This is a genomic window from Streptomyces sp. NPDC001401, assembly GCF_042895385.1.
GTDB lineage: Bacteria > Actinomycetota > Actinomycetes > Streptomycetales > Streptomycetaceae > Streptomyces.
This window is the reverse complement of the sequence record NZ_JBIAWI010000003.1, coordinates 193085-219941: the sequence shown is the minus strand read 5'-3', so window position 1 is coordinate 219941 and position 26857 is coordinate 193085. Positions and strand designations below refer to the sequence as shown.

Genomic DNA, 26857 nt, shown 5'->3' with positions numbered 1-26857 from the left:
CGAGAGGAGTGAGCGCACATGCCACGCGGTTCGAGCCCCAAGCGGGAACGCCAGTACGAACACTCCCCCACTCTCGACTGCGCTCGAGCGGGGGGACCCCCATCGGAGAGCGCGCAGGACCGGGGAGAGAGCAAGAAGCGCGCCGAGGAGATCGCCGCGCGGACGGTCAACAAGGAACGCGCCCGGTCCGGCGAGTCGAAGACCGCGAGCCGCGTCTCGACCCAGGACATGTCGTCCGGCAGGCGGGGCGGACAGCGGTCGGGCAAGGGCTCTCAGGGCCCGACCTACGACCAGCTCTACGAGGAGGCCAAGCGCCGTGGCATCCAGGGCCGTTCGGACATGAACAAGAGCCAGCTGCAGCGGGCGCTGGGCGGCAAGTGAGGGGCCCGTACGCTCGTCCTCACCATGATGACCGTACGCATCCCCGCGGGCTGGCCCGCGACCGAGGAACAGGCCCGCGCCGTACAGGACGAACTGCGGACACGGGTGGTGCTCGACGAGCCGGGACCGCCGCCCGGCACCGGGCATGTCACCGGCGTCGACGTGGCCTACGACGACGAGCGGGACGTCGTCGCGGCCGCGGCGGTCGTCCTGGACGCCACGAGTCTCGACGTCGTCGCAGAGGCGACGGCCGTGGGACGCATCTCCTTCCCGTACGTGCCCGGCCTGCTCGCCTTCCGTGAGATCCCCACGGTCCTCGGCGCCCTCGACGCCCTGCCGTGCCCGCCCGGCCTGGTCGTCTGCGACGGCTACGGCCTCGCCCACCCGCGCCGCTTCGGCCTCGCCAGCCACCTCGGCGTCCTGACGGGCCTGCCCACGATGGGCGTCGCCAAGAACCCCTTCACCTTCGCCTACGACGACCCGGGCGCCCCGCGCGGCAGCACGTCACCGCTCCTCGCGGACACCGAGGAGGTCGGCCGCGCGCTGCGCACCCGGGAGTCCGTCAAGCCGGTCTTCGTGTCGGTCGGCCATCGCATGAGCCTCGACAACGCCTGCGCCCACACGCTGGCGCTCACCCCCGCCTACCGCCTCCCGGAGACGACCCGCAGGGCGGATGCGTTGTGCCGACAGGCGTTGCGGGAGGCCGCTGCCCCGAGGAAGCCACTGGCCGACCGTGCGGCGGCGGATCCCACCCGGTCGTAGGGACGCACCCTGAGATCGAGGCGGCCCTGGAGCTCGCGGGGGACCGCGGCCGGTGGAGCCGTGGACGTGAGGTGTTCGAGCTGGTCCGCCGAGGCTGGGCGGTCGAGGAGCAGCTCACGCAGGAGCAGCGGATCCTGTTCCGCCTCGCGGAGCTGGTCGGCAAGGTCGGCCACAACGAGGCCGGGTCTCCTCCGTTCTTCGACCACGACGCGGGGTGGCAGATCGGCCCCCTCGCCCGGCGGCTCGCCACTGCCGCACCCGACCCGGCCGTGCGGGACCGGATCGCGGACGCGCTCGGCGGCCGGCCGCCGGAGCCGCTCGACGGATGATCTGAGTACCTGGACTGAGTACCCGTACGGATGTGGCCGCGGTGCGCCGCTCGGCAGGCTGTGCCGCATGACGACGCACCGCGCCCCGAAGCCCCTCGCCGACCCCAACCGTCCCGTCGAGCGTGCCGTGACGGCCGCGCTGGTCCTCGCCGTGCTGGCGGGGCTCGGCTGGATCGCCGGGATGCTCTACACGGTGGCGGGGTGGACGTTGTAGGGCAGGTTCACCGGCTCGCGGCGACCCGGAAGGTGATGCCGGCCCCGCGCAGGCGCTCGGTCAGCGCGTCGCCCATCGCGACCGCCGTGGTGACCTGGCCGGCCGTCGGCGGAAGGTCGTCGAAGGCCAGCGACAGGGCCGACTCGGCGAACATCTTGGCCGTCTCGTCGTAGCCGGGGTCGCCGCCCGCGACCTCCGTGAGCACCTGCCGGCCGCCGCCCGCGCCCACGAAACGGACCTTGAACCAGCTCTTCGCCCGCTTCTCGGCGCTCGGCCCGTCGCCGGGCTTGAGCCGGCCCGACAACCAGCGCCGTGCGGGCGGCAGTTGGGCGGCCGCGATGAGGCCGCCGACGGCCGCGATCCCACCCACCGCGAGCGGCAGGTGCCGCACCGCCGCGTAGTGCCGGTAGCGGAAGTCGGGGCCGTACCGCTCCAGGGCCTTGGCGGACCGGCCCACGATCTGCGCGTCGATGGTCGGCAGCGGCAGTGCCCACGCGCCGACCTCCTTCGCGAACCGCGGCACACCCGTGGGAGCGGCGGCCCGCCGGCCCACCAGGCGCGGCTCGTGCCGCCTGCGGTCCCGCTCGGCGGCCAGCATCGGCCGCACCCGCGAGAACTGGTTGAGTGCCGACGCGAACGTGCCGCCCGAGAAGGTGGCGTCCGCCGTCACGAACCCGTCCACCGTCAGCGGCACCCCCTCCGGCAGCTGCCGGACCGTGAAATACGCGCCCAGGTCATGGGGGATGGAGTCGAAGCCGCACGCGTGCACCAGCCGCGCACCGGTCTCACGCGCGCGTGCGTCGTGCCGGACGTACGTCAGGTCCACGAACTCGGGCTCACCGGTCAGGTCGAGATAGTCCGCACCGCTGTCCGCGCAGGCGGCGACCAGCTCCTCGCCGTACGTCACGTACGGCCCCACCGTGGTGGCCACCACGCGCGCGTGCTCGGCGAGTTCGCGCAGCGAGGCCGGATCGGCCACGTCCGCCCGCAGCACCCCGACCTTCCCGGTGCCGGGCAGCCGCTCGCGCAGCTGCTCCAGCTTCTGCTCGCTGCGGCCCGCGATCGCCCAGCGCAGGTCGTCGGGTGCGTGCGCGGCAAGGTACTCCGCGGTGAGCGTCCCGACGAAGCCCGTGGCTCCGAAGAGCACGATGTCGTACGGACGGTCCGTCCTGTTCAGCCTGCTCATGACACCCCTCGGTCCGCAGCACGCGCCGTTGTCGGTGGCCGAGGCTAGCGTGAAGAGTGCGGAGCCCGACGACGAGCCCGGAGGTAAGCGGTGACCGTGCCCAAAAGCGCCCTGAAGAAGTGGGAGAAAGTGCGCGAGTTCGCCCTCGGGCTGCCGGGTGCCGCAGAGGAGTTTCCGTGGGGTGAGACCGTGGCGAAGGTCAACAAGAAGGTGTTCGTGTTCCTGGGCGTGGATGACGGCAGCTATCCGCTGGGCATCACGGTGAAGCTCAGGGACGAGGCGGCCCACGCGCACGCCCTCACCTCCCCGGGTGCGGAACCCGCCGGATACGGCCTGGGCAAGGCCGGCTGGGTCCGCATTCCGCTCGCGGAGCAGGGCGCCCCGGCGGCGGAGCTGCTGTGCGACTGGGTGGAGGAGAGCTACCGGGTGATCGCGCCGAAGCGCCTGATAGTCGAGCTGGACGCGCGCTGAGCCGCAGGCTTCCGCGGACACAACTTGGCTAAGCGCTTGCTCTCCCGGGTCTTGTGTCCGCTGGAACGTGTTCCTAACATCACCAGTGTTACAGCAGTTGTGTCACAACCCCTGGGGACTGCATGGCAGAGGCAAGGACGCCTGGACACGGCCCGCTCACCGGCGTGCGCGTGGTGGAGCTGGCCGGCATCGGGCCCGGCCCGTTCGCCGCCATGCTCCTCGCCGACCTGGGCGCCGACGTCGTCCGCGTGGACCGCCCCGGCGGCGTCGGGCTCGCGATCAACACGGAGTACGACATCACCAACCGCAACAAGCGCTCGGTGATCGTCGACCTGAAGTCCGCGGAGGGCTCCGCGCGCGTCCTCGACCTCGCCGAACGCGCCGACATCCTCATCGAGGGCTACCGCCCCGGCGTCGCCGAACGCCTCGGCGTCGGCCCGGAGGCCTGCCACGCCTGCAATCCCAAGCTGGTCTACGGCCGCATGACCGGCTGGGGCCAAGAGGGCCCCCTCGCCCACCGTGCCGGCCACGACATCGCGTACATCGCGCTCACCGGCACCCTCGGCATGATCGGCGCCCCGGACGAGCCGCCGGCCGTCCCCGCCAACCTCCTCGGCGACTACGCGGGCGGCTCCCTCTACCTGGTCGTCGGCGTCCTCGCCGCCCTCCATCACGCGCGCGGAGGCGGCACCGGCCAGGTCGTCGACGCCGCCATCGTCGACGGCACCTCCCATCTCGCCGCGATGATCCACGGCATGCTCGCCGCCGGCGGCTGGCAGGACCGGCGCGGCGCCAACCTCCTGGACGGCGGCTGCCCGTACTACGGCACGTACGAGACGGCCGACGGGAAATACATGGCGGTCGGCTCCCTGGAGCCGCAGTTCTACGACGAGTTCGTGCGCGTCCTCGGCATCCCGGAGCACTCCGAAGCCCGCAAGGACTGGGCCCGCTGGGGCGAGCTGCGCGAGGCGGTCGCGGCCCGCTTCAAATCCCGCACCCGGGACGAGTGGACGGCCGTCTTCGAGGGCACGGACGCGTGCGTGGCGCCCGTACTGTCGCTGCGCGAGGCCCCGCACCACCCGCACCTCGCCGCCCGCGGCACGTTCACCGACCACGGCGGCATCACCCAGCCCGCCCCCGCACCCCGCTTCTCCGCAACCCCCACGGCCGTACGCACCGGCCCCGCGCAGCCCGGCGCCGACACCACCGACGTGGCGCGCGACTGGGACGTACCCGACCTCCTGAAAGGCCTCGAATGAAGCGGCAGATCTTCGCCCCCGAGCACGACGCGTTCCGCGCGACCGTGCGTGCCTTCCTGGCCAGGGAGGTGCTGCCGTACTACGGGCAGTGGGAGAAGGACGGAATCGTCTCCCGCGACGCCTGGCGGGCGGCCGGCAAGCAGGGCCTGCTCGGGCTCGCCGTGCCCGAGGAGTTCGGGGGCGGCGGCACGTCCGACTTCCGCTACGCCACCGTACTGGCCGAGGAGTTCACCCGCGCGGGTGCGCCCGGGCTCGCCCTCGGCCTGCACAACGACGTCATCGGCCCGTACCTCACCGGCCTGGCCACCGAGGAGCAGAAACGCCGCTGGCTGCCCGGCTTCTGCGACGGCTCGATCATCACCGCCATCGCCATGACCGAGCCCGGCGCCGGCTCCGACCTGCAGGGCATCCGCACCCACGCCGAGGACAACGGCGACCACTGGCTGCTCAACGGCGCCAAGACGTTCATCTCCAACGGGATCCTCGCCGACCTGGTGATCGTGGTCGCGAAAACGACACCGGAGGGCGGAGCGCACGGACTGTCACTACTGGTCGTCGAGCGCGATATGGAGGGCTTCGAGCGCGGCCGCAACCTCGACAAGATCGGCCAGAAGGCGCAGGACACGGCCGAGTTGTTCTTCAACGACGTGCGCGTGCCCAAGGAGAACCTGCTCGGCACGCTCAACGGCGCCTTCGTCCACCTGATGACCAACCTCGCGCAGGAGCGCCTCAGCATCGCCGTCTCCGCGATCGCCGCCGCCGAGCACTTGCTGGAGATCACCACCGAGTACGTCAAGGAGCGCGAGGCCTTCGGCCGGCCGCTCGCCACCAAGCAGCACATCCGCTTCGAGATAGCCGAGATGGCCACCGAGTGCGCCGTCACGCGCGCGTTCCTCGACCGCTGCATCGAGGACCACTCGGACGGGCAACTCGACGCCGTGCACGCCTCCATGGCCAAGTGGTGGGCGACCGAGCTGCAGAAGCGGGTCGCCGACCGCTGCCTCCAACTGCACGGCGGCTACGGCTACATGACCGAGTACCCGGTCGCCCGGGCCTTCACCGACGGCCGTATCCAGACCATCTACGGCGGGACCACCGAGATCATGAAGGAGATCATCGGCCGTTCCCTGCTCGGCTGAAGCCGCTCCCGCTCGGCCTACCCTCATCCCCGAAAGGCTTTCCAGTGAGCACCGAAGCGTACGTGTACGACGCGATCCGCAGCCCGCGCGGCCGCGGCAAGGCGAACGGCTCCTTGCACGGCACCAAGCCCATCGACCTGGTCGTCGGACTCATCCACGAGATCCGCGACCGCTTCCCCGGCCTGGACCCGGCGGCGATCGACGACATCGTGCTCGGCGTCGTCGGCCCGGTCGGCGACCAGGGCTCCGACATCGCCCGCATCGCCGCGGTCGCAGCCGGCCTGCCGGACACGGTGGCCGGCGTACAGGAGAACCGCTTCTGTGCGTCCGGTCTGGAGGCCGTCAACATGGCCGCCGCCAAGGTCCGTTCGGGCTGGGAGGACCTGGTCCTCGCGGGCGGCGTGGAGTCCATGTCCCGGGTGCCGATGGCCTCCGACGGCGGCGCCTGGTTCAACGACCCCATGACCAACCTCGCCGTCAACTTCGTGCCGCAGGGCATCGGCGCCGACCTGATCGCCACCATCGAGGGCTTCTCGCGCCGGGACGTCGACGAGTACGCGGCCCTCTCGCAGGAGCGGGCGGCCACGGCGCAGAAGGAAGGCCGCTTCGACCGCTCCGTCGTCCCCGTGAAGGACCGCAGCGGCCTCGTCGTCCTCGACCACGACGAGTTTCCGCGCCCGGGTACGACCGCCGACTCCCTCGCCAAGCTGAAGCCGTCCTTCGCGGACATCGGCGACCTGGGTGGCTTCGACGCGGTGGCGCTGCAGAAGTACCACTGGGTCGAGAAGATCGACCACGTCCACCACGCGGGCAACTCCTCCGGCATCGTCGACGGCGCCTCCCTGGTCGCCATCGGCTCCAAGGAGGTCGGCGAGCGCTACGGCCTCACCCCGCGCGCGCGGATCGTCTCCGCAGCCGTCTCCGGCTCCGAGCCGACCATCATGCTCACCGGCCCCGCGCCCGCCACCCGCAAGGCTCTTGCGAAGGCCGGGCTGACCATCGACGACATCGACCTCGTCGAGATCAACGAGGCCTTCGCGGCCGTCGTCCTGCGCTTCGTGCGCGACATGGGCCTGTCCCTGGACAAGGTCAACGTCAACGGCGGCGCGATCGCCCTCGGCCACCCGCTCGGCGCGACCGGCGCGATGATCCTGGGCACGCTCGTCGACGAACTGGAGCGCCAGGACAAGCGGTACGGCCTCGCGACCCTCTGCGTCGGCGGCGGCATGGGCATCGCCACCGTCGTCGAACGCATCTGAACACCCGGCGGAACCAAGAGACTTCAGAGACTTCTACGGAGACCCTCGTCATGACTCAGAGCACCACCATCCGCTGGGAACAGGACCGCACCGGCGTCGTCACCCTCGTCCTCGACGACCCGAACCAGTCCGCGAACACCATGAACCAGGCGTTCCGCGACTCCCTCGCCGTGATCACCGACCGCCTGGAGGCCGAGAAGGACTCCATCCGCGGCATCATCTTCACCTCCGCCAAGAAGACCTTCTTCGCCGGCGGCGACCTGCGCGACCTCATCCGGGTCACCCCCGAGACCGCGCAGGACCTCTTCGACGGCGGCATGGCGATCAAGCGCAACCTGCGCCGCATCGAGACCCTGGGCAAGCCGGTCGTCGCCGCGATCAACGGCGCGGCCCTGGGCGGCGGTTACGAGATCGCCCTCGCCTGCCACCACCGGGTCGCGCTCGACGCACCCGGCTCGAAGATCGGCTGCCCCGAGGTCACCCTCGGCCTGCTGCCCGGAGGCGGCGGCGTCGTCCGCACGGTCCGCCTGCTCGGCATCGCCGACGCGCTGTTGAAGGTGCTGCTGCAGGGCACCCAGTACAACCCGCAGCGCGCGCTCGACAACGGCCTCGTCGACGAAGTCGCCGCCACGCAGGACGAGTTGCTCGCCAAGGCCCGCGCCTTCATCGACGCCAACCCCGAGTCGCAGCAGCCCTGGGACAAGCCCGGCTACCGCATCCCCGGCGGCACCCCCGCCAACCCCAAGTTCGCGGCCAATCTGCCCGCCTTCCCGGCCAACCTGCGCAAGCAGACGAACGGCGCGCCCTACCCGGCGCCGCGCAACATTCTCGCGGCGGCCGTCGAGGGCTCCCAGGTCGACTTCGAGACGGCGCAGGTCATCGAGGCGCGCTACTTCGTCGAGCTGGCGGCGGGCCAGACCTCGAAGAACATGATCCAGGCCTTCTTCTTCGACCTCCAGGCCGTCAACTCCGGCGCCAACCGCCCCAAGGGCATCGAGTCCCGTCCGGTCCGCAAGGTCGCCGTGCTGGGCGCCGGGATGATGGGCGCGGGCATCGCCTACTCGTGCGCCCGCGCGGGCATCGAGGTGGTCCTGAAGGACGTGTCGCCGGAGGCCGCGGCCAAGGGCAAGGCCTACTCCGAGAAGCTGTGCGCGAAGGCGGTCTCCCGGGGCCGTACGACGAAGGAGAAGGCGGACGCGCTGCTCGCCCGCATCACGCCGACGGCGGATCCGCAGGATGTGGCCGGCTGCGACGCGGTCATCGAGGCCGTGTTCGAGAACCCGGAGCTCAAGCACAAGGTGTTCCAGGAGATCCAGCACCTCGTCGAGCCGGACGCGCTGCTGTGCTCCAACACGTCGACGCTGCCGATCACCGTGCTGGCCGAGGGAGTGGAGCGCCAGTCCGACTTCATCGGACTGCACTTCTTCTCGCCGGTCGACAAGATGCCGCTCGTCGAGATCATCAAGGGCGAGCGCACGGGCGAGGAGGCCCTGGCCCGCGCCTTCGACCTGGTCCGCCAGATCAAGAAGACCCCGATCGTCGTCAACGACTCCCGCGGCTTCTTCACCTCCCGCGTGATCGGCCACTTCATCAACGAGGGCGTCGCCATGGTCGGCGAGGGCATCGAGCCCGCGTCGGTCGAGCAGGCCGCCGCCCAGGCCGGCTACCCGGCCAAGGTGCTCTCCCTGATGGACGAGCTGACGCTCACCCTCCCGCGGAAGATCCGCAACGAGTCCAAGCGGGCCGTCGAGGAGGCGGGCGGCACCTGGCCGACACACCCCGCCGAGGCCGTCATCGACCGCATGGTCGACGAGTTCGGGCGCCCCGGACGCAGTGGGGGAGCGGGGTTCTACGAGTACGGGGAGGACGGCAAGCGGGCAGGCCTGTGGCCCGGGCTGCGCGAGCACTTCACCCGTGAGGGCGCCGAGATCCCCTTCGCGGACATGCAGGAGCGCATGCTCTTCTCCGAGGCGCTCGACACGGTCAAGCTCCTGGAGGAGGGCGTCCTGACGTCGGTCGCCGACGCCAACATCGGCTCCATCTTCGGCATCGGCTTCCCCGGCTGGACGGGCGGCGTCCTGCAGTACATCAACGGCTACGAGGGCGGCCTGCCGGGCTTCGTGGCACGCGCGCGTGAGCTGGCCGAGCGGTACGGGGAGCGGTTCGACCCGCCCGCGCTGCTGGTGGAGAAGGCGGAGAAGGGGGAGCGGTTCGGGGACTAGTGAGCCGCCCCTGCCTTTCCCGTCCCCTGGGGGCTGCGCCCCCAGACCCCCGCTTTTCGGCCTGAACGGCCTCGTCCTCAAACGCCGGACGGGCTGAAAGAGCAAGGCCCGGCCGGCGAAAAATTCAGCCCCTCCGGCGTTTTGAGGAGCGGGGGTCCGGGGGCTGGCCCCCGGGTCGGGACGGGTAGGGGCGGCGGGGGCGAGAAACCGCCTCGTATCGCTCAGCGACACGGCCCACTTGCCACCCCGGCCAGGGACCCCGCAGGCTGACGGCGAAAGGCTCGCACGGTCGCCGTCCCCGAGGAGCCCCCCATGGGATACCGTCCCGCCCTCGCCGTCCTGGACATCCTCCGCGGCGAGGGCGTGGACCGCGTCTTCGGCAACCCCGGCACCACCGAACTCCCTTTCCTGGCCGCCCTGGCGGGCGCCCACGGCGCCCCCGAGTACGTGCCCGGCGTCCACGAGGGCGCCGTCGTCGCCATGGCCGACGGCTACGCCCGCGGCACCGGACGGCCCGCCTTTGTGAGCCTGCACATCGCCGCCGGTCTCGCCAACGGCCTCATCGGACTGCTCAACGCCCGCCGCTCCCGCACCCCCCTCGTCGTGACGGCAGGCCAGCAGGACCGCCGCCACCTCCAGCAGGACCCCATGCTCTCCGGCGACCTCATCGGCCTGGCCACCCCGGCGGTGAAGGCGACGTACGACGTCCAGCACGCCCACGACCTGCCCCTCGCCCTGCGCCGCGCCTTCGCCCTGGCCGTACGGCCGCCCGCCGGACCGGTGTTCCTGTCCGTCCCCATGGATGTGTTCGGCGAGGACACCGAGGTCGACGTCCCGGCCCGCACTCCCACACCCCCGTCCGCCCCGGCCGCGGGACTCGACCGGGCCGCCCATCTGCTCGGCGCCGCCGCCCGGCCCGCGATCGTCGCCGGGGACGGAGTGGGCCGCGAGGACGCCGTCGCCGCGCTCGTGCGCACGGCGGAGGCGTGCGGTGCCGTGGTCCACCACCAGCCGATGGCCGACTGCCTGAACTTCCCCACCACGCACCCGCTGTACGCCGGGATGCTGCCGCCCCGCCACGACGCCATCCGCGCCGCCCTCGCCGCCCACGACACCGTGCTGATCGCGGGAGCGCACGCCTTCACACCCCACCAGTACAGCCCGGGGCCCGCGCTGCCGCCCGGACTCACCGTCGTCCAGCTGGACTCGGACCCGCACGAGATCGGCCGCAACTTCCCCGCCACCGCCGGACTCGTGGGCGCCCTCGGCCCCTCCCTGCACCGCCTCGCCGAGCTGCTGCCCGACCGCGTGCCCGCCCACACCGCCAAGGCCCGCATCCTGCGCGCCGGCGAACGGCACACCGCCGAACGCGACCGTGCCGAGTCCGCCGCCCGAGCCGCCTACTCCCCGGCCCCGCTCGCCCCGTGGGCCGCCGCCCACGCCGTGGCCCGCGGCCTCCCGCCCGACGCCGTTGTCGTCGAAGAGGCCATCACCGTCGGCCTGTTGCTCCGCCGCTTCGTCCGCCTCGACCGCCCCGGCAGCTACACGCACACCGTCGGCGGCGGCCTCGGCTGGGGCATCGGCGCCGCCGTCGGCCGCGCCCTCGCCGAACCCGGCCGCCCGGTCGTCGCCGTCCTGGGCGACGGCTCCACCCTGTTCGGCCTGCAGGGACTGTGGAGCGCCGCGCGCCAGAACGTCCCCGTCCTGTTCGTGGTGATGAGCAACGGCGCCTACCGCACCGTCCAGGACACCTACGAGGCAATGGGCAACCAGGGCACCTGCCCCGGAACCGAGCTCGGCCACCTGGACTTCACCCTGGCGGCCCGCTTCTTCGGGGTCGACGCGGTGCGCGCGGACAGCGCGGACCATCTGCGTGAACTGGTCGCCGGGGCGGGCGAGTTGACGGGGCCGCTGCTGGTGGACGTACCGCTGCGGCAGTAGTGGGCCACGGGCCGCCGACGCCCTCGGCGGATCCGTACGGGGCCCTGTACGGCTCAGTCGGCCACTCCCACACTGGGGCACAGCATGTGCGCGTGTTGGGGGGAGCACCATGTTTGAGTGGCTGGACCGGCTCATCGGCATGGCGGACGACGTACGGCCCGAGGAGGCCAAGCGCCTGGTCCGGCTCTCCACCATCAGTGTGATCGCCGCCGTCGTCTGGGCGGTCGCGGTGATCCCCGTGGCGCACGGCGTGGTCGTGTGGGTCCCGGCGTTCGCCTTCGGTTTCATCGCTGTCGTAGCCCTGGCGATCGCCGTCGTGCGCACCCTCGCTGCCGGCCTGGCCGACACCGAGGAAGCCATACGAGAGGTGAGGACGCAGCTCCAGACACGCACCCCGAGCGGTCGTCACATCGGATGCCGTGTCGGCCGCCGACGACTGGAATGCGGTCTGCTGCACGTCACGGAAGAGACCACCGCTCTCCCGGACACGGATCAGATCGGTGCCGTGCACGACGAGAGGGATGTCGTGCGCGCGAACGCCGACGACGAGCGGTTCCGTCACGACGAGCTGTTCGACGCCATCGGTGACGCACTGAAGGAACAGATCGAGCGAGCCTTCCGCAAGGACCTCGAGATCGAGTCGATCGGGCTCGCCCTGCCGGGCGGCATCGTGCCGGACCGCGGCGACTTCGCCCGGACGGTGGAGGGAGTTCCCCTCACGGCGGGCGAGCACGTGACTTCGCGCATCGCGGACACACTGATCGAGAAGTGCGGAACAGACATGTTGCGGAAAGTCTTCCGCACCGACGAACACCAGCCGCTGTCCCACATCATCCATCTCGACAACGACGCGCGCTGTGCGGCCCGTTGGCTGATCACCGCCGAAGGAGCGGACTGGCGGGACTTCGTCTGCGTCTTCGCCGGCACCGGTGTCGGATCCGGCCTGGTCCTGGACCGCCACGTCTACTACGGGGCGAAGTTCCGCGCGGGCGAGGTGGGCCACGTCGACCTCAACATCGGAGACGCCATGGTGCTGGGCGGCAAGAGCCTGCCGCCCAGCGAGTGCTCCTGCGGGCGCAGGGGCTACCACTTCGAGTCGCTCGTCGGCATCGGCGGGCTCGGACAACTGGCCCGCACACTGGACGCCGCATCGCTGACGGCGATCCTGGAGCGCTACTGCGCGACCTCTCACTACGAGGACTTCCTCGCCAAACTGGACCCCGACGAGGGAGCAGGCATGACCCTGCTGCGTCTGTTCCGCGACACGGACGACGAACTCCGCAGCATCCGGCGGGACTTCCACCCCTACCTCGACACACTGATGAAACTGTACGGAAGGCTCTTCGGCGTCGGCATCACCGCGATCCTCGATGTCCTCGACCTGCCCCACGTCGCCCTGTGCGGCACGGTCCCCGAGTATCTGAGGGGACACGCCGGTTTTGTCGACGCCGTGCAGGGACATCTGGCCGCCAATGTCATGGGCGGGGTCAGCGACCCTCTGTTCGGACGGATGCGAGCGTGGGGCTGGCGCGGAGCCGCCCTGCTCGCCCGCGATCCCGACTACCTGAAGAGGCGCTTCCTCTGAGGTCCGCCGCTCACAGCACCCCACACCTTGCCAGCCCCCACGCAAGCCACCACCATCGATCCATGACGGACGGTCAGCTGCCGAAGTCGGTGCTCGCGCGTGGCGTGCTCCTGCTGCGTGCCTGCGGCGACGCCGAGACCGCTCTCACCCTCGCCGAGCTGGCCCTGTGCACCGGACTGCCGAAGCCCACCGCGCACCGGCTGATCGGTGAGCTGGTCCGGCTCGGCCTGGTCGAGCGCACCGGGGAGGGCAGTTACCGCATCGGGCTCGGGCTGTTCGTGCTGGGCCAGTCGGCGCCGACCGTGCGCGAGCTGCGGGACGCGGCCCTGCCCTACCTGGGCGATCTGCACGAGGCGACGCAGGAGAACGTGCACCTGGCTGTCCCAGACGGCACCGACACGCTGTTCCTGGAGAAGGTCACCGGCCGCCGCTCCACCCCGATCGTCTCGCGCACCGGAGGCCGCCTGCCCGCGCACTGCACGGCCACCGGCAAGGTGTTCCTCGCCCAGGACCCGCGCCCGCCGCACTGCCCGCTGCCCCGCCTCACCCCGCGCACCCTGGTGCTGCCCGGTCAGCTCGCCCGCGACCTCGCCCTGACCCGGGCCCGCGGCTACGGCGTCAACCTGGAGGAGGCCGAGGTCGGCGTCTCCGCCGTCGCTGCCCCGATCTACGCCCACGGCCACGGCCCCCGCCCCGTCGCCGCCATCTCCGTCACCGGCGGCACCCGCCGCCTCGACGTCGACCGCGTGGGGGCGCGGGTGTGCGCGGCGGCGAGGGCCCTGACGCGGATGCTGTCTGCCTGACCCGGCGTCTGCGCCCGGACTACGGAACCGCCTGCTGCATCGCCACCGCCAGCGCATGCTCGGTCAGCCGCTCCCCGTGCACCTCCCCGGTGACCCGCCCGCGCACGAACACCAGCACCCGGTCGCACACCTCCGTCAGCTCCGCGAGGTCGGTCGAGGCCAGCAGGACGGCCGCGCCGCCCGCCGCCAACTCGGCCACGATGCGGTGCATTTCGGCGCGTACGCCGATGTCCACGCCGCGCGTCGGATCGTCGAGCACCACGATCTTCGGCTCCGTGGCCAGCCATTTCGCGAAGACGACCTTCTGCTGGTTGCCGCCGGACAGCCGCGCCACCACGTCGTACGGGCCACCGCGCAGCCGCAGCCGCTGCGTCAAGTCGGCCGTGCGGCGCACCAGTTCGGTGCGGGAGGGCAGCATGCCGCCGCGGCCCAGTGCCAGCCAGCTCACCGTCGTCGTGTTCTCCCACACCGTCCGGTCCGCCATCAGCCCGTAGCGCTTGCGATCGCTCGGCACGAAGGCGACGCCCGCGCGGACCGCGTCGCGCAGTGAGCGCGGCAGGCCGTGGCCCGCGATGTCCACCCGGCCCGCCGAGACCCCCGCACGCCCGCACACCACCTCCAGCGCGCTGAGGTGGCCTGCCCCTTGCAGCCCCGCGACCCCGACCACCTCGCCCGCCCGCACCGTGAAGGTCACGTCCGTCAGCCGTCCCGGCACGCTCACCCCGGACAGCACCACCGGCGGCGGCAGGTCGACGACGGCACGTGTGCGGTGCGGCGGCTGTTCCGGGCGGCCGCCCAGCATCGCCGTGACCAGTTCCGGTACGTCGACCTGGGCGCGGCGCACGCCGGCCAGGGCGACCCGCCCGTCGCGCAGGACCGTCACGCGGTGCGCGAAGCGCATCACCTCGTCCAGGAAGTGGGTGACGTACAGGACGGCGATGCCCCGCCCGGTGAGGGTGCGCAGCACCCGTTCGAGGCGGTCGACGGCGGCGGCCGGGAGGGCCGACGTCGGCTCGTCGAGGATCAGCAGCCGGGGCCCCAGCAGCAGCGCCCGCGCGATCTCCGTCAACTGCTGGTCGGCGAGGGGGAGTTCGCCGAGCTCCGTGCCGAGGTCGAGGTCCAGTCCCAGCTCGGCCAGGACCGGCCGGGCCGCCCGGTCCATCGCGCCCCGGTCGAGCAGGCCGAACCGCCGCGGGGGCTCCTGCGGGAAGAGGTTCTCGCGCACGGTCAGGTCCGGGAAAAGGCTCAGCTCCTGGGAGACGACGGCGATCCGGGTGTCCCTCGCCGACCGCACCGCCCCCGCGTCCGCCGCCAGCGCCCCCGACAGGATCCGTACCAGCGTCGACTTGCCCGCACCGTTCTCGCCCACGAGCGCATGCACCTCGCCGCCCCGCAGCCGGATGCCGGCCCCGTCCAACGCCCGTACGCCGCCGTACGACTTGACCAGTCCCTGTGCCACGAGGATGTCGCCGTAGGTCATCTCAGCGGGCGTCCTTGAGCGGTTTGAGGTTGGCCTGCTGGTTGCCCAGGAGCTTGTCGATCGTCGGCTTGTACCAGTCGTAGGCGGCTGTCGCCGACTTCTGGCGGGCGATGATGTCGTCGATGTCGGAGGAGTCCACGACGCCGCCGGGGGACAGGAACCAGCCCTCGGGCAGCTTGCCGTCCTTGTTGCGCACCGCGTCGATCAGCATGGCCGTGGAGAGATAGCCCTTGAGGAAGTGCTGCGGGTCGATGGTGACGAAGTTCGAGCCGTCCTTGACCGCGTCGAGGGTCTTCGGGTCGACGTCGAAGCCGGCCGTCAGCCACTTGCCGTGCTCCGCCTTCTTGATCTTGGCGAGGTTGTAGCTGTCGGCGTCGCCCACGCCGAGGAAGGCGAGCGCCCTGGGGTGTGCGTTCACCTGGGCCGACCAGGAGCTGTAGTTCTGCCCGGGATCGCTGTACGTCTGGAAGGGGCCCAGGACCTTGACTCCCGGCGCCTGCTTCTTGAACGTGTCGGCGATGCCCTTCGCGCGGTTGTCCAGCACCGGTGTACCGGGGTTGGGCACGCCGATGACGATCTCGCCCTTCGGGCCGGCGCCGAGCCGCTTCAGCGCCTCCTTGGCCATCAACTCGCCGAGCGCGTAATTGTCGTTGCCCACATAGAAGTTCACCTTGCTGCCGTCGGTGGGCGAGGTGTCCAGGGCGACGATCGGGATGTTTTTGTCGACGGCCTGTGCGGCGGGGCGGGTGAAGATCGGCGGGTCGAGGTTCTCCAGGACGATGCCGTCCTTGGCGCGTGCCGTGAGGTTCTGGAAGAGCTGCACCTCGGCCGGTCCGTCGGTGTTCGGCGGCCCGACCGCCTTGAAGTCCACCTTGCCCGCGTGACTCGCGGCGCTCTCGGCGCCGAGCACCATCTCGTGGGCGAAGTTGAGGGAGATGTTGGCGACCGCGATGCCCATGTCCAGCTTGCCGTTCTTGCTACCGGGGCTGTTGTTGCCGCAGCCGGCGGCGCCGAGCAGTACCAGAGCGCCGAGCGCGGCGGCGGTCGTACGGAGTCGGGCGTGCATCACGGGCCTCCAAGAGCCTTGCGCAGGCCGGGTGTTCACTTGCGTCGGCGTCCGGTGCGCCGCAGCGCGCTGTCGGCCGCGACGGCGACGAGGATGACCCCGCCGGTCGCGAACGACGTCCAGTTGATGGGGACTTCGAAGAAGACGAGGCCGGAGGCGACGACCGAGAGGATCATCGCGCCCGCCACGGCGCCGACGACCGAGCCGCGTCCGCCGGCCAGCGGGGTGCCGCCGATGATGCATGCGGCTATGGCCTGCAGCTCGTAGCCCTGGCCGAGCGTCGGGTCGCCGGCGCCGTAGAAGGCGAGTGCGAGCGAGGCGGCGCACGCCGTGGTCAGGCCGGACAGGGCCAGTGCCCGGATGCGGGTGCGGACGACCGGGATGCCGCTGAACGCGGCGGCGTCGGGGTTGGAGCCGATCGCCCGCACCCGGGCCCCGAAGCGGGTGCGGGCGAGCACCACCGCGAGGACGACGACCACCGCGAGCAGCACCCACAGCGCGAACGGCACGCCGCCTGGATCACCGCCCGCGACGGTGAAGAACGAGTCGTCCAGCGGCAGATCGGTGATCTGTTTGCCGTCGGCGAGCGCCAGCCCGACACCTCGGTAGAGCATCAGCGTGCCCAGCGTCACGATGAACGACGGCAGCGCGAGCAGCGTCGTCACCAGGGCGTTGAACACGCCGAGCACGATCCCGGTCACCAGCATCACCGGCACCGCCAGCCACGGCTCGAGACCGTCCCGCACCAGCAGCGCCCCGACGACCAGGCACATCGCGTAGGTGCCGCCCACCGACAGATCGACCTCGCGCATGGCGAGCGCGAAGACCATGCCGCACGCCATCAGCGAGATGTAGACGGAGTTGTGCGCCGTGGAGAGCAGGTTGTCCGTGTCGAGGAAGTCCGGGTACGGGATGCCGATCCCGGCGATCAGCAGCCCCAGCACCAGCAGCACACCCAGCTCGTCCCGCACCAGCCGCCGGGGCAGCGGGCCGAGCCGGCGCAGCCCGCCACCCTGATCGCGGGCGCGCTCGGCGTCGTCCACGGCACGCTCGGTCTCGGTCATCGGGCACGGCTCCCGTATGGCTGGTGCTGGGTCTGTCCACGGCCCGTCCAGGGGGCGGTCGCCCCGCAGCGTCGACCTCATGGGCCCGGGCGGCAACAGCGCCGTTCCAGCGAGTGAAATGCGCCCAAGGGCCCGTCCGGCGGATCAGCTCGGCGTCGCGGGGTCTGGCACGCCCATCTGCGGCGTTGTCGTCGGTTGCCGACGCTCCGCGTCGACGCCCTCCTCCGCCTTGCAGCTGCACGCACCAGACCCCGCTCGGGTCGGCCACAAGGCGCAGTTCCTTTCAGCCGACCTGATCCGCCGGACAGGCCCTTGCCGAGTGCCTGACGGGTCATCACACTCGGCCCATGGAGACGCGTACCGCCCTGGTGACCGGAGCGGCACAGGGCCTCGGGCAGGAGTTCGCCGTCGCGCTCGCCGGGCGCGGCTACCGGGTCGCCTGTCTCGATCTCGTCCCGCAGACCGAGACCGCCGGGAGGGTCCTGGACTACGTGGAGCTGGTCGGCGACGTCACCGACGAGGAGCAGGTAAGGGCCGGACTGGAGCGGGTGATCGACCGGTTCGGCGCGCTGCATGTCGTGGTCAACAACGCCGGCGTCTATCCCGCGAAGCCCTTCGAGGAGACGACCGCCGAGGACTGGCGCCGGGTCATGCGCGTCAACCTGGAGGCGCCGTTCCTGGTGGCCCGGGCCGCGCTGCCGTATCTGAAGGCGGCCGGGTGGGGCCGAATCGTCAACATCGCCTCGGCGGCCGTGTTCACCGCGCCGCCCACGATGGTCCCCTACGTCGCCTCGAAGACGGGCCTGATCGGTTTCACCCGAGCGTTGGCCGCGGCCCTCGGCCCGTACGACATCACGGTCAACGCGATCGCGCCGAGCATGGTGCGCACTGCGACCGCGGAGCGGACGGTCGGCGCGGACGGCGGCTTCGAGTCCATCCGCGACCGGCAGGTCGTCCGGCGCACCCAGGAGCCGTCCGACCTGGTCTCGACCCTCCTGTACGTGGTGGACGAGGGCAGCGGCTTCCTGACCGGGCAGACGCTCAACGTGTCAGGAGGGTCGGCCTTCCTCTGAGACGGCGAGCCACTGGTGCACCTCTTCCTTGAGCGACCGCTGGAAGGTCGTCAGCAGCGCCTGCACCACGATGGGCTGCATGTGCGCGGACAGGGACTTCACGTCCTCCTCGGCCCGCTCGGACACCTCGCCCCGGAACAGCTGCGACAGTTCGTGTGCGGCGGCCCGCGAGTGCTCGATCAGCACCTTGCGCGCCGCGAGGATCGCCTCCTCGGACAGCGGGACGTCGAGGAGCTGTACGGCGAGCCGGAGCAGGCCGGAGTCGACGCGGTAGGCGTCCCCGTCGGGCCGGACCACGTTCATGGCGCACAGCCGCTCGACGTCGTTCTCGGCCAGCGGCCGCCCGGCCCGGCGCTGCAGCTCCGCCGCGGTCACCGTCTCCACGGTGTCCGGCGCCCACGAGGCCACCACGGCCCGGTGGATGGCAAGGTCCTGGTGGCTCAGGCCGGGCGGCAGCTGCGCCATGTAGCGCTCGATCGCCGCGAGTGTCATGCCCTGGTGCTGCAACTCCTCGATGAGCGCCAGCCGGGCCACGTGCTGCTGCCCGTAGTGGCCCACCCGGCGCGGACCGATCACCGGCGGCGGCAGCAGCCCCTTGGTGCCGTAGAACCGGACCGTGCGGACCGTGATGCCGGCCCGCGCGGCCAGTTCGTCGATCGTGAGCGTCGGCTCCCCGGTATCGCTGTCGGTGTCGGTGTCGGTCGTCATGTGCAGCAGTATCGCTGTCACACCAGTACTGCGAAACCCGGTGCGAGGGGCTCGTGGGGCTTGTGAGAAGTGCCGCTCTGTGATCTACGCCATCGCATGCGCCCCGCCACCTGGGGGAAGGTGCCGCGTTGGTCTGCGCCTTCCACCGATGGCGCGCCGATCGAGAACGTCCGGACACCCGAGCGCGACCCGCTCGGGCGCACCAGAGAGTGGAACCACCTGTGAGCAAGGACGCCGTGGACACGGCACAGGCCGCCACCCGGACCGACGCGGCCCAGGTGCCCGCGGACGCGGGCGACGCCGGCTACAGCAAGGACCTCAAGGCCCGCCACGTCAACATGATCGCCATCGGCGGCGCCATCGGCACCGGCCTCTTCCTGGGCGCCGGCGGTCGCCTGCACAACGCGGGCCCGGCACTTGCGCTCGCCTATCTCGTCTGCGGCGTCTTCGCCTTCTTCGTCGTCCGGGCGCTGGGCGAACTGGTCCTCTACCGCCCGTCCTCCGGTTCCTTCGTGTCGTACGCGCGCGAGTTCCTCGGCGAGAAGGGTGCCTACGTCGCCGGCTGGATGTACTTCCTGAACTGGTCGACCACCGGAATCGCCGACATCACCGCAATCGCGCTCTACACGCACTACTGGAGCATGTTCACGAGCATCCCGCAGTGGGCGCTCGCCCTGATCGCGCTGGCCGTGGTGCTCGCCGTGAACCTGATCTCGGTGAAGATCTTCGGCGAGATGGAGTTCTGGTTCGCGATCATCAAGGTGGCCACGCTCGTCGGCTTCATGCTGATCGGCATCTTCCTGCTGGCCACCCAGCACGAGGTCGGCGGCCACACCCCCGGCCTGAGCGTGATCAACGACCACGGCGGCGTCTTCCCGCACGGCATCATGCCGGTCGTCCTCGTCATGCAGGGCGTGATCTTCGCGTACGCCGCCCTGGAACTGGTCGGCGTCGCCGCGGGCGAGACCGCCGAGCCGGAGAAGGTCGTCCCGCGCGCGGTGAACTCGATCATGTGGCGGGTGGGCCTCTTCTACGTCGGCTCGGTCGTCCTCCTCGCCCTCCTGCTCCCCGGCTCGGTCTACTCGGCCGACCAGAGCCCGTTCGTCACCGTCCTGTCGAAGATCGGCGTCCCGGCGGCGGGCGACGTCATGAACCTCGTGGTCCTCACCGCGGCGATGTCGTCCCTGAACTCGGGCCTGTACTCCACGGGCCGCATCCTCCGCTCGATGGCGATGGCCGGCTCGGCCCCCAGGTTCACGGCGCGCATGAACCGCAGCCAGGTCCCCTACGGCGGCATCCTGCTCACCTGCGCGGTGTGCGTGCTGGGCGTCGGCCTCAACTACCTCATGCCGAGCCAGGTCTTCGAGATCGTGCTGAACGTGGCCTCTCTCGGCATCATCTCGACCTGGGTGATCATCATGATCTGCCACCTGGTCTTCGCCCGCCGCGCCAAGGCCGGCCTGCTCACCCGACCGTCCTTCCGCCTGCCCGGCAGCCCGGTCACGGAAATCACCACGATCACCTTCCTCGTCGCCGTCCTGGGCCTGATGTGGAACGACCCCGAGGTCGGCCGCAAGACCCTGCTCCTGATCCCGGTGATCGCGGCGATGCTGGTCGGCGGCTGGTTCGCGGTCCGGCGCCGGGTCGGCCGGGACGAGGACCGGGAGCTGGCGGACCTGACGAAGTAGCAGGTCAGAGCGACTGTCAGTGGCATCGCCTACGGTGGCGTCATGTCGGAGATCATCCATGTCCGGGGTGACGCCACCGTTCCGTCGGTGAAGGGCGTCAAGGTGATCGCCCATGTCTGCAACGACATCGGGGGATGGGGAAAGGGTTTCGTCCTGGCGGTATCGCGCCGCTGGCCGGAGCCGGAGGCGGCGTATCGGGCCTGGCACCGCGACCGCGCGGCGAACGACTTCGGGCTGGGCGCGGCCCAGTTCGTCCAGGTCGAGCCATACGTGTGGGTGGCCAACATGGTCGGGCAGCGCGGGATCGGGACCGGCAGCAAGGGCGTCCCGGTGCGCTACGAGGCGATCGACACGGCCTTGGTCCGACTCGCCGACAAGGCGCTGGAGCTGCGCGCCTCCGTGCACATGCCCCGGATAGGCTGCGGCCTGGCCGGAGGCAAGTGGTCCCGCATCGAACCGCTGATCACCGAGCGGCTCGTGAAGCGTGGCGTCAAGGTCACGGTCTACGACCATGGGGAGGGCCGGAGTTGAGCCGTGAGACCGATGTCCTCGTGCTGGGCGGGGCCGGCGTGGACACCATCGTGTATGTGCCGGAGCTTCCGTTGCCGTACGCGGACAGTTACATGATCGAGCGCGGCATCCGTACCCGCGCCGGACAGACGGGCGACTTCGTGGCCCTCGGTCTGAACGCCCTCGGGCTGCGCGTCCATCACCTCGACATGCTCGGTGAGGACCCCGAGGGCGACCTGGTCCGGGCTCTGCACCGGGAGAACGGCATCGCCCTCACCGCCGTCCCCCAGCCCGCCGGCACCAAGCGCGCGGTCAACCTAGTCGGCCCCGACGGCAGACGGCTGTCCCTGTACGACACGAGCCGCGCCCACGCCGACGACCGTCTCCCACAACCGACGGTGCGGGCGCTGGCCGGGGCGAGCCGCCACGTCCACGTCGCCATCACCCAGCCCTGCGCCCACGCCTTGCCGCTCCTGCGCGAGTCGGGCGCGACCATCTCCACCGACCTGCACGACTGGGACGGCGAGAACCCCTACCACGAGCCGTTCGCCCACGCCGCGGACGTCGTCTTTCTGTCCGCCGCGGCCCTGGCCGACCCCGAGCGGACCATGCGCCGTATCGCCGACCGCGGACGGGCCGAGGTGGTCGTGGCCACGGCCGGTGCGAAGGGCGCGTACCTGCTGGCCGACGACGAGCTGACCCGCATACCGGCCGCCACGCCGCCCGCACCGGTGGTGGACTCCAACGGCGCGGGCGACGCCTTCGCCGCCGCGTTCCTCTACGGCTGGCTGAACCGCGAGGCACCACAACGCTGCGCCGGGTACGGAGCGGTGGCCGGTGCATACGCTTGCACGGTGCCGTCGACGGAGACGGACGCGATAGGCAGGGACGAACTCCTGGCCCGGGCGGCCGATCCGGAGTCCACCGGGCGGTGAGGGGGCCGGGCGTTCACCCCGACCCCCTCGGGGATCAGTGCCCGTGCACGTCGTTGGTCGCCGCGATCTTCTTCCAGGACTTCGGCTGGACAGGAGCCGCCGCCCCGGCGATCGACGCAGCCCGCGCCGCAGGTGCGGCAGGCTTCACCGGCTGGAACAGCCACGCGTCGAACAGCGCGGACAGCGACTTCCCGGACACCCGCTCGGCGTACGCCTCGAAGTCGGCGACGGAAGCGTTGCCGTACGCGTGCTCCTGAGGCCAGCCCTTGAGGATGGCGAAGAACGCGTCATCGCCCACTTCGTTGCGCAGTGCCTGAACCGCCAGCGCGCCCCGGTCGTAGACGGCGATGTCGAACTGGTTGTCCGGACCGGGGTCCCCCGGCTTGACGGTCCAGAACGCGTCGTCCGCCGGGTGCGAGGCGTACACGTAGTCGGCGAGCTGCTGCGTCGTGCCCTCGCCCTCGTGCTCGGACCACAGCCACTGCGCGTACCGCGCGAAGCCCTCGTTGATCCAGATGTCCTTCCAGCCCTTCAACGACACGCTGTCGCCGTACCACTGGTGTGCCAGCTCATGCACGACCACCGACGTGTTGGAGCCGTTCGCGAACTGCTTCGGGCTGTAGTACACGCGGGTCTGCGTCTCCAGCGCGTACCCGGTGGTCGTGTTGGGCACATACCCGCCGGCCGAGCTGAAGGGATACGGCCCGAAGTAGCCGCTCAACCAGTCGACGAGCTCCCCGGTGCGCTCCACGCTCGCCCGCGCGGCCCCGTCGTTGTCGCCGAGGTCCTTGCTGTAGGCGTTGACGACCGGCACGCCGCCCTCGGAGGTGCTGGTCGTGATGTCGAACCTGCCGACCGCCAGCGTGGCCAGATAGGTCGCCTGCGGCTTGTTCTCACGCCAGTTGTAGCGGGTCCAGCCAAGTTTCGAACTCGTCGACTGGAGCGTGCCGTTGGAGAGCGCCTGGGTGCCGTCCGGCACGGCCACCGACACGTCGTAGGTCGCCTTGTCCAGCGGGTGGTCGTTGCTCGGGAACCACCACCAGGCCGCCTCGGGCTCGTCCGCCGCGACCGCCCCGTCCGGCGTGCGATGCCAGGCGTTGAAGCCGTACGCGCTCTTGGCCGACGGCACCCCGCTGTAGCGAACCACCACGGTGATCGGCGTGCCCTTGGCCAGCGGCGTCTTCGGCGTCACCACCAGCTCGTGCTGGCCCGAGGTCGTGAAGGACGCCTTCGCGCCATTGACCCGCACCTCGCTGACGTCCAGCAGGAAGTCCAGGTCGAAGCTGGACAGGTCCTGCGTGGTCTTGGCCAGAATCGTCGCCGTACCCGCCAACTCGTCGGTGGAGGGCTGGTATTGGAGACGCAGGTCGTAGTGGGAGACGTCGTATCCGCCGTTGCCGTAGGCCGGGTAGTAGGGGTCGCCGATGCCCGGAGCGCCGGGGGAGTAGCTCGCGGCCGACGCCGGGATCGCCAGCATCAGGGACGCGGCAGCGAGTGCGCCCGGCGTGATGATTCTGCGGTGCACGAAAGCTCCAAGTCGTAGGGGTTACGAAGTCTGGTCGGAGCCTATTGAGTCCCTGTGCCCCCGGGCATGTCCATGACCCCACGTGTCACACGATCGCCATTCGGCCGTCATGAGCAGCCGCCCCCCCACTTCCTCACCGGTCTCGCAGGCGTCCGATTGCACTCTTCTGCACGGGAGTTGACCGATGTACCGTCCGCGCATGCCCATACGCACGCGCTTCACGACCTGGAGACCGCTCGCAGCGGCGGCCGTCGCCGCCCTCATGGCAGCGTTCCTCACCCCCGCGGCGGCCCACAGCGCCCCGCAGGAAAGCCGCCCCGTCTACTCCTACGACAACGCCATCCGCGAGGCCGTATGGGTGGACACCGGACTCGACTCGGATGGCGACGGAAAGGCCGACCGGGTCGCCGTCGACATCGTCCGCCCCCGCGAACCCGCTCAGCAGGGCCGCAAGATACCGGTCATCATGGACGCCAGCCCCTACTACTCCTGCTGCGGCCGCGGCAACGAGAGCCAGAAGAAGACCTACGACGCAAACGGCAACGTTGTCCAGATGCCGCTCTTCTACGACAACTACTTCGTGCCCCGCGGCTACGCCTTCGTCGGCGTCGACCTCGCCGGCACCAACCGCTCCGACGGCTGCGTCGACGTCGGCGGCCGCTCCGACATCCAGTCCGCGAAGGCCGTCGTCGACTGGCTGAACGGCAGGGCCAAGGCGTACACGACCCGCACCGGCACCACGGCCGCCAGGGCGACCTGGACCAACGGGAAGACCGGCATGATCGGCAAGAGCTGGGACGGCACGATCGCCAACGGCGTCGCCGCGACCGGCGTCAAGGGCCTCAGGACCGTCGTCCCGATCAGCGCCATCTCCTCCTGGTACGACTACTACTTCGCCAAGGGCGCCCCGCTCTACGACTCCGGCCCCGACGCGCTCTCCGACTACGTCGACAGCCCCGACGCCCGGGCCAAGTGCGCCGCCGTCCAGCAGAAGCTCGTCGACGGCGCCCCGCGCACCGGCGACTGGACGCCGTTCTGGACCGAGCGCGACTACGTCAAGGACGCGAGCAAGGTGAAGGCCAGCGTCTTCCTGGCCCACGGCATGCAGGACCTCAACGTCCGCACCAAGCACTTCGGCCAGTGGTGGGACGCCCTCGCCAAGAACGGCGTCGAGCGCAAGATCTGGCTCTCCCAGACCGGCCACGTCGACCCCTTCGACTACCGGCGCGGCGGCTGGGTCGACACCCTGCACCGCTGGTTCGACCACGAACTCCTCGGCTACGACAACGGCATCGACCGCGAGCCCATGGCCGACATCGAGCGCCACCCCGACCAGTGGGTCACCTCCAAGGTCTGGCCCCCGACCGCTACGGCCACCACGACCCTGCGCCCGGCCACCGGCACCCAGGCAGGCGTCGGCACCCTCGGCCTCACCAAGGGCGACGGCTCCGAGACCTTCACCGACAACCCGCAGCTGAGCGAGACCGACTGGGCGTCGAAGATCGACACGTCGACCCCCGACAAGGCCGGCTTCGTCACCAAGCCCCTCACCCACGACCTGCGCCTGTCCGGCTCCTCCAAGGTCACCGTCACCGCGACCCCGACAACGAAGACGGCCCACCTGTCCGCCGTCCTCGTGGACCTCGGCCCCGACACCATCCGTGACTACGCCGACTCCGCCGAGGGCATCACCACCCTCACCAACCGCACCTGCTGGGGTGCGAGCACGACGGGCGACAGCGCCTGCTTCAAGGTCACCGAGGCGAAGAAGGCGGCCGTCGACTACACGGTGTTCAGCCGCGGTTGGGCCGACCTCGGCAACTACGCCTCCGACCTCAAGGGCGTCCCGCTCACCCCGGGCAAGGCGTACACCATCACCCTGGACCTCGCAGCCACCGACCACGTCGTCCCGGCCGGCCACCGCCTCGCCCTGATCGTCGCGGGTACCGACAAGGACCTCATCGACCCACCGGCCGACAAGCCGACACTCACCCTGGACCTGTCCCGCACATCGGCTCATGTCCCGCTCGTCGGAGGCGCGCCGTCATTCGCGCGGGCCACTTCCGGCAAGTCGTCGGCAGCATCCGAGGCCACGCCCCTGAAGGGGGTTCGTGCCCCGAGCGGCGCATATCGCGTACCGGGAGACACCGCGCCCTAAAGGGGCGCGGGGCTGAGTCGATATGCGGCTCCGCCGCGTGGGCGCGACCAGCCACGACGACGCCGCAGACGAATGACGGCACCATTGCGGCACACCCCGCGGAGCGGAGCGCTCAGGCGGCCGGGCAAACCAGCCCGGCCGCCTCCTCCGCACATCCCCACGCCACAGTCACACCCGCCCCGCCATGACCATAGTTATGCACCAACACCCGCCCCCCGGGCAGCAGTTCCCGCTCCAGCCGGACGGCACCCCGCACCGGCCGCAACCCCACCCGGTGCTCCAGCACACGTGCCCCCGCGATCTCGGGCCGCAGCGCCGCACACCGCCGTACGATCGCCTCGGCCACCGCCGGATCCGGCTCCAGCGACCAGGCGTCCTCGTCGGCCGTGCCACCCAGCAGCAGCCGCCCCGGCTGCGGGAAGAAGTACGCCATCTCCCCGTCCGCGTCGGTGGACGTGAGCCAGGTGCGGATGCCGGGGTTCTCCACGACGACCAACTGCCCGCGCACGGGCCGCACGGACGCATCCGGAACGAGCTCACGCGCCCCCAGCCCCGTGCAGTTGACGACGACCGGTGCGTCCACCTCCGCGAACCCGGCGACCGTCCGCTCCTCCACCACCCCGCCCGCCTTCGCCAACCGCTCCCGCAGCCACGGCAGATGAGTCGACATGTCGATGAGCGGCAGCCGCGCCCACAGCCCGGTCCCGGCGTACTCCTCGGCCGTCGACGCCCGCAGCCCGGGCACCCGGGCGGCCGCCCAGGCCTCGGCCCGGTCGAGATCCGCCTCGCCCAGTACCCCTTCGGCCATGCGTACGCCGGTCGACTCGGGCCGCGTCGCCAACTCCTCGTACACATCGAGCGATTGCAGCGCCCAAGCGCGCGCCCGCGCGACCGGCTCGATGCGGTACGGCCACCACAGCGCGCCCGCAACCGCCGAGGTGGTCCGCTCCACGGGATCCCGCGTCCACACCCGCACCCGTACGCCGCGCTCGGCGAGGACGACGGCCGTGGTCAACCCGACGACCCCGGCGCCGACCACGATGACATCGTTGTTCCGCGAGCTCTCCACGCGGGGACGTTAGCGGAATGTGTCATGCCG

General features: G+C 71.1%; 24 protein-coding genes. 17 read left to right on the top strand and 7 right to left on the bottom strand.

Annotated elements, in window-relative coordinates:
* The first annotated feature begins 18 nt into the window (after positions 1-18).
* The 4 genes from ACFY10_RS12975 (at position 19) to mmpA (ending at position 1686) form a co-directional block, all read left to right on the top strand.
* On the top strand, positions 19-381 hold the full coding sequence (locus ACFY10_RS12975) for a plasmid stabilization protein (protein ID WP_390665137.1): 363 nt from the start codon (positions 19-21) through the stop codon (positions 379-381).
* 24 nt (positions 382-405) lie between these two features.
* Complete coding sequence (locus ACFY10_RS12970) at positions 406-1143, top strand: endonuclease V (RefSeq protein ID WP_390665136.1); 738 nt, start codon at positions 406-408, stop codon at positions 1141-1143.
* A 71-nt stretch (positions 1144-1214) separates the two neighbouring features.
* Positions 1215-1472: a hypothetical protein gene (locus tag ACFY10_RS12965; RefSeq protein ID WP_390665135.1), complete on the top strand. Its 258-nt coding sequence runs from the start codon at positions 1215-1217 to the stop codon at positions 1470-1472.
* 67 nt (positions 1473-1539) lie between these two features.
* On the top strand, positions 1540-1686 hold the full coding sequence (gene mmpA / locus ACFY10_RS12960) for a morphogenic membrane protein MmpA (protein ID WP_390665134.1): 147 nt from the start codon (positions 1540-1542) through the stop codon (positions 1684-1686).
* Positions 1687-1693: 7 nt separating this feature from the next.
* On the opposite strand, the gene ACFY10_RS12955 is transcribed toward mmpA, so the two are convergent.
* Positions 1694-2872, bottom strand: coding sequence for a saccharopine dehydrogenase family protein (locus ACFY10_RS12955; RefSeq protein ID WP_390665133.1), 1179 nt, complete (start codon positions 2870-2872; stop codon positions 1694-1696).
* Positions 2873-2962: 90 nt separating this feature from the next.
* Here ACFY10_RS12955 and ACFY10_RS12950 point away from each other — a divergent pair, with 90 nt between their 5' ends.
* From ACFY10_RS12950 to ACFY10_RS12915, 8 genes are all read left to right on the top strand, one after another.
* Complete coding sequence (locus ACFY10_RS12950; RefSeq protein WP_390665132.1) at positions 2963-3343, top strand: MmcQ/YjbR family DNA-binding protein; 381 nt, start codon at positions 2963-2965, stop codon at positions 3341-3343.
* Positions 3344-3465: 122 nt separating this feature from the next.
* On the top strand, positions 3466-4602 hold the full coding sequence (locus ACFY10_RS12945) for a CaiB/BaiF CoA transferase family protein (RefSeq protein ID WP_390665131.1): 1137 nt from the start codon (positions 3466-3468) through the stop codon (positions 4600-4602).
* On the top strand, positions 4599-5741 hold the full coding sequence (locus tag ACFY10_RS12940; protein ID WP_390665130.1) for an acyl-CoA dehydrogenase family protein: 1143 nt from the start codon (positions 4599-4601) through the stop codon (positions 5739-5741). The genes ACFY10_RS12945 and ACFY10_RS12940 overlap by 4 nt, the downstream gene beginning before the upstream one ends.
* Before the next feature lie 44 nt (positions 5742-5785).
* Positions 5786-7000 carry an acetyl-CoA C-acetyltransferase gene (locus ACFY10_RS12935; RefSeq protein WP_390665129.1) on the top strand — a complete coding sequence of 405 codons (1215 nt, stop codon included), beginning with the start codon at positions 5786-5788 and terminating at the stop codon, positions 6998-7000.
* 50 nt (positions 7001-7050) lie between these two features.
* Complete coding sequence (locus ACFY10_RS12930; RefSeq protein WP_390665128.1) at positions 7051-9222, top strand: 3-hydroxyacyl-CoA dehydrogenase NAD-binding domain-containing protein; 2172 nt, start codon at positions 7051-7053, stop codon at positions 9220-9222.
* Positions 9223-9534: 312 nt separating this feature from the next.
* A complete protein-coding gene (locus ACFY10_RS12925; protein ID WP_390665127.1) occupies positions 9535-11163 on the top strand; it encodes a thiamine pyrophosphate-binding protein in 1629 nt (542 codons plus the stop codon).
* Positions 11164-11272: 109 nt separating this feature from the next.
* Positions 11273-12748, top strand: coding sequence for an ROK family protein (locus tag ACFY10_RS12920; protein ID WP_390665126.1), 1476 nt, complete (start codon positions 11273-11275; stop codon positions 12746-12748).
* A gap of 62 nt (positions 12749-12810) precedes the next feature.
* Positions 12811-13551, top strand: coding sequence for an IclR family transcriptional regulator (locus ACFY10_RS12915; protein WP_390665125.1), 741 nt, complete (start codon positions 12811-12813; stop codon positions 13549-13551).
* A gap of 19 nt (positions 13552-13570) precedes the next feature.
* Here the strand turns inward: ACFY10_RS12915 and ACFY10_RS12910 are convergent, their stop codons facing one another.
* Genes ACFY10_RS12910 through ACFY10_RS12900 form a run of 3 tightly spaced genes read right to left on the bottom strand, consistent with a single transcriptional unit; the run spans position 13571 to position 17161 of the window.
* Positions 13571-15031: a sugar ABC transporter ATP-binding protein gene (locus ACFY10_RS12910; RefSeq protein ID WP_390665124.1), complete on the bottom strand. Its 1461-nt coding sequence runs from the start codon at positions 15029-15031 to the stop codon at positions 13571-13573.
* A gap of 1 nt (position 15032) precedes the next feature.
* The gene (locus ACFY10_RS12905; RefSeq protein ID WP_390665123.1) at positions 15033-16097 is read right to left on the bottom strand and encodes a sugar ABC transporter substrate-binding protein; all 1065 of its coding nucleotides are present in this window, start codon (positions 16095-16097) and stop codon (positions 15033-15035) included.
* A gap of 35 nt (positions 16098-16132) precedes the next feature.
* Positions 16133-17161, bottom strand: a complete 1029-nt coding sequence (locus tag ACFY10_RS12900) for an ABC transporter permease (RefSeq protein WP_390665122.1) — start codon at positions 17159-17161, stop codon at positions 16133-16135.
* Between the two features lie 347 nt (positions 17162-17508).
* Here ACFY10_RS12900 and ACFY10_RS12895 point away from each other — a divergent pair, with 347 nt between their 5' ends.
* A complete protein-coding gene (locus ACFY10_RS12895; RefSeq protein WP_390665121.1) occupies positions 17509-18234 on the top strand; it encodes an SDR family NAD(P)-dependent oxidoreductase in 726 nt (241 codons plus the stop codon).
* Here the strand turns inward: ACFY10_RS12895 and ACFY10_RS12890 are convergent.
* Positions 18211-18942 carry a MerR family transcriptional regulator gene (locus ACFY10_RS12890; RefSeq protein ID WP_390665120.1) on the bottom strand — a complete coding sequence of 244 codons (732 nt, stop codon included), beginning with the start codon at positions 18940-18942 and terminating at the stop codon, positions 18211-18213. The genes ACFY10_RS12895 and ACFY10_RS12890 overlap by 24 nt on opposite strands.
* Before the next feature lie 221 nt (positions 18943-19163).
* Between ACFY10_RS12890 and ACFY10_RS12885 the strand changes: the two genes are divergently transcribed.
* Genes ACFY10_RS12885 through ACFY10_RS12875 form a run of 3 tightly spaced genes read left to right on the top strand, consistent with a single transcriptional unit; the run spans position 19164 to position 22075 of the window.
* Positions 19164-20630, top strand: a complete 1467-nt coding sequence (locus tag ACFY10_RS12885) for an amino acid permease (protein ID WP_390665119.1) — start codon at positions 19164-19166, stop codon at positions 20628-20630.
* Positions 20631-20672: 42 nt separating this feature from the next.
* Positions 20673-21161 (top strand): macro domain-containing protein, encoded by a 489-nt coding sequence (locus tag ACFY10_RS12880; protein WP_390665118.1) that lies wholly within the window; start codon positions 20673-20675, stop codon positions 21159-21161.
* Positions 21158-22075, top strand: coding sequence for a PfkB family carbohydrate kinase (locus ACFY10_RS12875; protein WP_390665117.1), 918 nt, complete (start codon positions 21158-21160; stop codon positions 22073-22075). Before ACFY10_RS12880 ends, ACFY10_RS12875 begins: the two co-directional genes overlap by 4 nt.
* A 34-nt stretch (positions 22076-22109) precedes the next feature.
* Here ACFY10_RS12875 and ACFY10_RS12870 read toward each other — a convergent pair whose 3' ends face one another.
* Entirely contained in the window at positions 22110-23600 is a 1491-nt protein-coding gene (locus ACFY10_RS12870) for a M1 family metallopeptidase (protein WP_390665116.1), read from the bottom strand.
* Between the two features lie 199 nt (positions 23601-23799).
* Between ACFY10_RS12870 and ACFY10_RS12865 the strand changes: the two genes are divergently transcribed.
* On the top strand, positions 23800-25758 hold the full coding sequence (locus ACFY10_RS12865) for a Xaa-Pro dipeptidyl-peptidase (RefSeq protein WP_390665115.1): 1959 nt from the start codon (positions 23800-23802) through the stop codon (positions 25756-25758).
* 112 nt (positions 25759-25870) lie between these two features.
* Here the strand turns inward: ACFY10_RS12865 and ACFY10_RS12860 are convergent, their stop codons facing one another.
* Positions 25871-26827 carry an FAD-dependent oxidoreductase gene (locus ACFY10_RS12860; RefSeq protein WP_390665114.1) on the bottom strand — a complete coding sequence of 319 codons (957 nt, stop codon included), beginning with the start codon at positions 26825-26827 and terminating at the stop codon, positions 25871-25873.
* Positions 26828-26857: the final 30 nt, after the last annotated feature.

Bases quoted from the DNA above. Each gene is read 5' to 3' on its own strand.
- ACFY10_RS12915 (WP_390665125.1), top strand. From the start codon at position 12,811: ATGACGGACGGTCAGCTGCCGAAGTCGGTGCTCGCGCGTGGCGTGCTC.
- ACFY10_RS12910 (WP_390665124.1), bottom strand. From the start codon at position 15,031: ATGACCTACGGCGACATCCTCGTGGCACAGGGACTGGTCAAGTCGTAC.
- ACFY10_RS12930 (WP_390665128.1), top strand. From the start codon at position 7,051: ATGACTCAGAGCACCACCATCCGCTGGGAACAGGACCGCACCGGCGTC.
- ACFY10_RS12975 (WP_390665137.1), top strand. From the start codon at position 19: ATGCCACGCGGTTCGAGCCCCAAGCGGGAACGCCAGTACGAACACTCC.
- ACFY10_RS12895 (WP_390665121.1), top strand. From the start codon at position 17,509: ATGGAGACGCGTACCGCCCTGGTGACCGGAGCGGCACAGGGCCTCGGG.
- ACFY10_RS12865 (WP_390665115.1), top strand. From the start codon at position 23,800: ATGCCCATACGCACGCGCTTCACGACCTGGAGACCGCTCGCAGCGGCG.
- ACFY10_RS12970 (WP_390665136.1), top strand. From the start codon at position 406: ATGATGACCGTACGCATCCCCGCGGGCTGGCCCGCGACCGAGGAACAG.
- ACFY10_RS12880 (WP_390665118.1), top strand. From the start codon at position 20,673: ATGTCGGAGATCATCCATGTCCGGGGTGACGCCACCGTTCCGTCGGTG.
- ACFY10_RS12945 (WP_390665131.1), top strand. From the start codon at position 3,466: ATGGCAGAGGCAAGGACGCCTGGACACGGCCCGCTCACCGGCGTGCGC.
- ACFY10_RS12900 (WP_390665122.1), bottom strand. From the start codon at position 17,161: ATGACCGAGACCGAGCGTGCCGTGGACGACGCCGAGCGCGCCCGCGAT.
- ACFY10_RS12955 (WP_390665133.1), bottom strand. From the start codon at position 2,872: ATGAGCAGGCTGAACAGGACGGACCGTCCGTACGACATCGTGCTCTTC.
- mmpA (WP_390665134.1), top strand. From the start codon at position 1,540: ATGACGACGCACCGCGCCCCGAAGCCCCTCGCCGACCCCAACCGTCCC.
- ACFY10_RS12940 (WP_390665130.1), top strand. From the start codon at position 4,599: ATGAAGCGGCAGATCTTCGCCCCCGAGCACGACGCGTTCCGCGCGACC.
- ACFY10_RS12890 (WP_390665120.1), bottom strand. From the start codon at position 18,942: ATGACGACCGACACCGACACCGACAGCGATACCGGGGAGCCGACGCTC.
- ACFY10_RS12920 (WP_390665126.1), top strand. From the start codon at position 11,273: ATGTTTGAGTGGCTGGACCGGCTCATCGGCATGGCGGACGACGTACGG.
- ACFY10_RS12925 (WP_390665127.1), top strand. From the start codon at position 9,535: ATGGGATACCGTCCCGCCCTCGCCGTCCTGGACATCCTCCGCGGCGAG.
- ACFY10_RS12905 (WP_390665123.1), bottom strand. From the start codon at position 16,097: ATGCACGCCCGACTCCGTACGACCGCCGCCGCGCTCGGCGCTCTGGTA.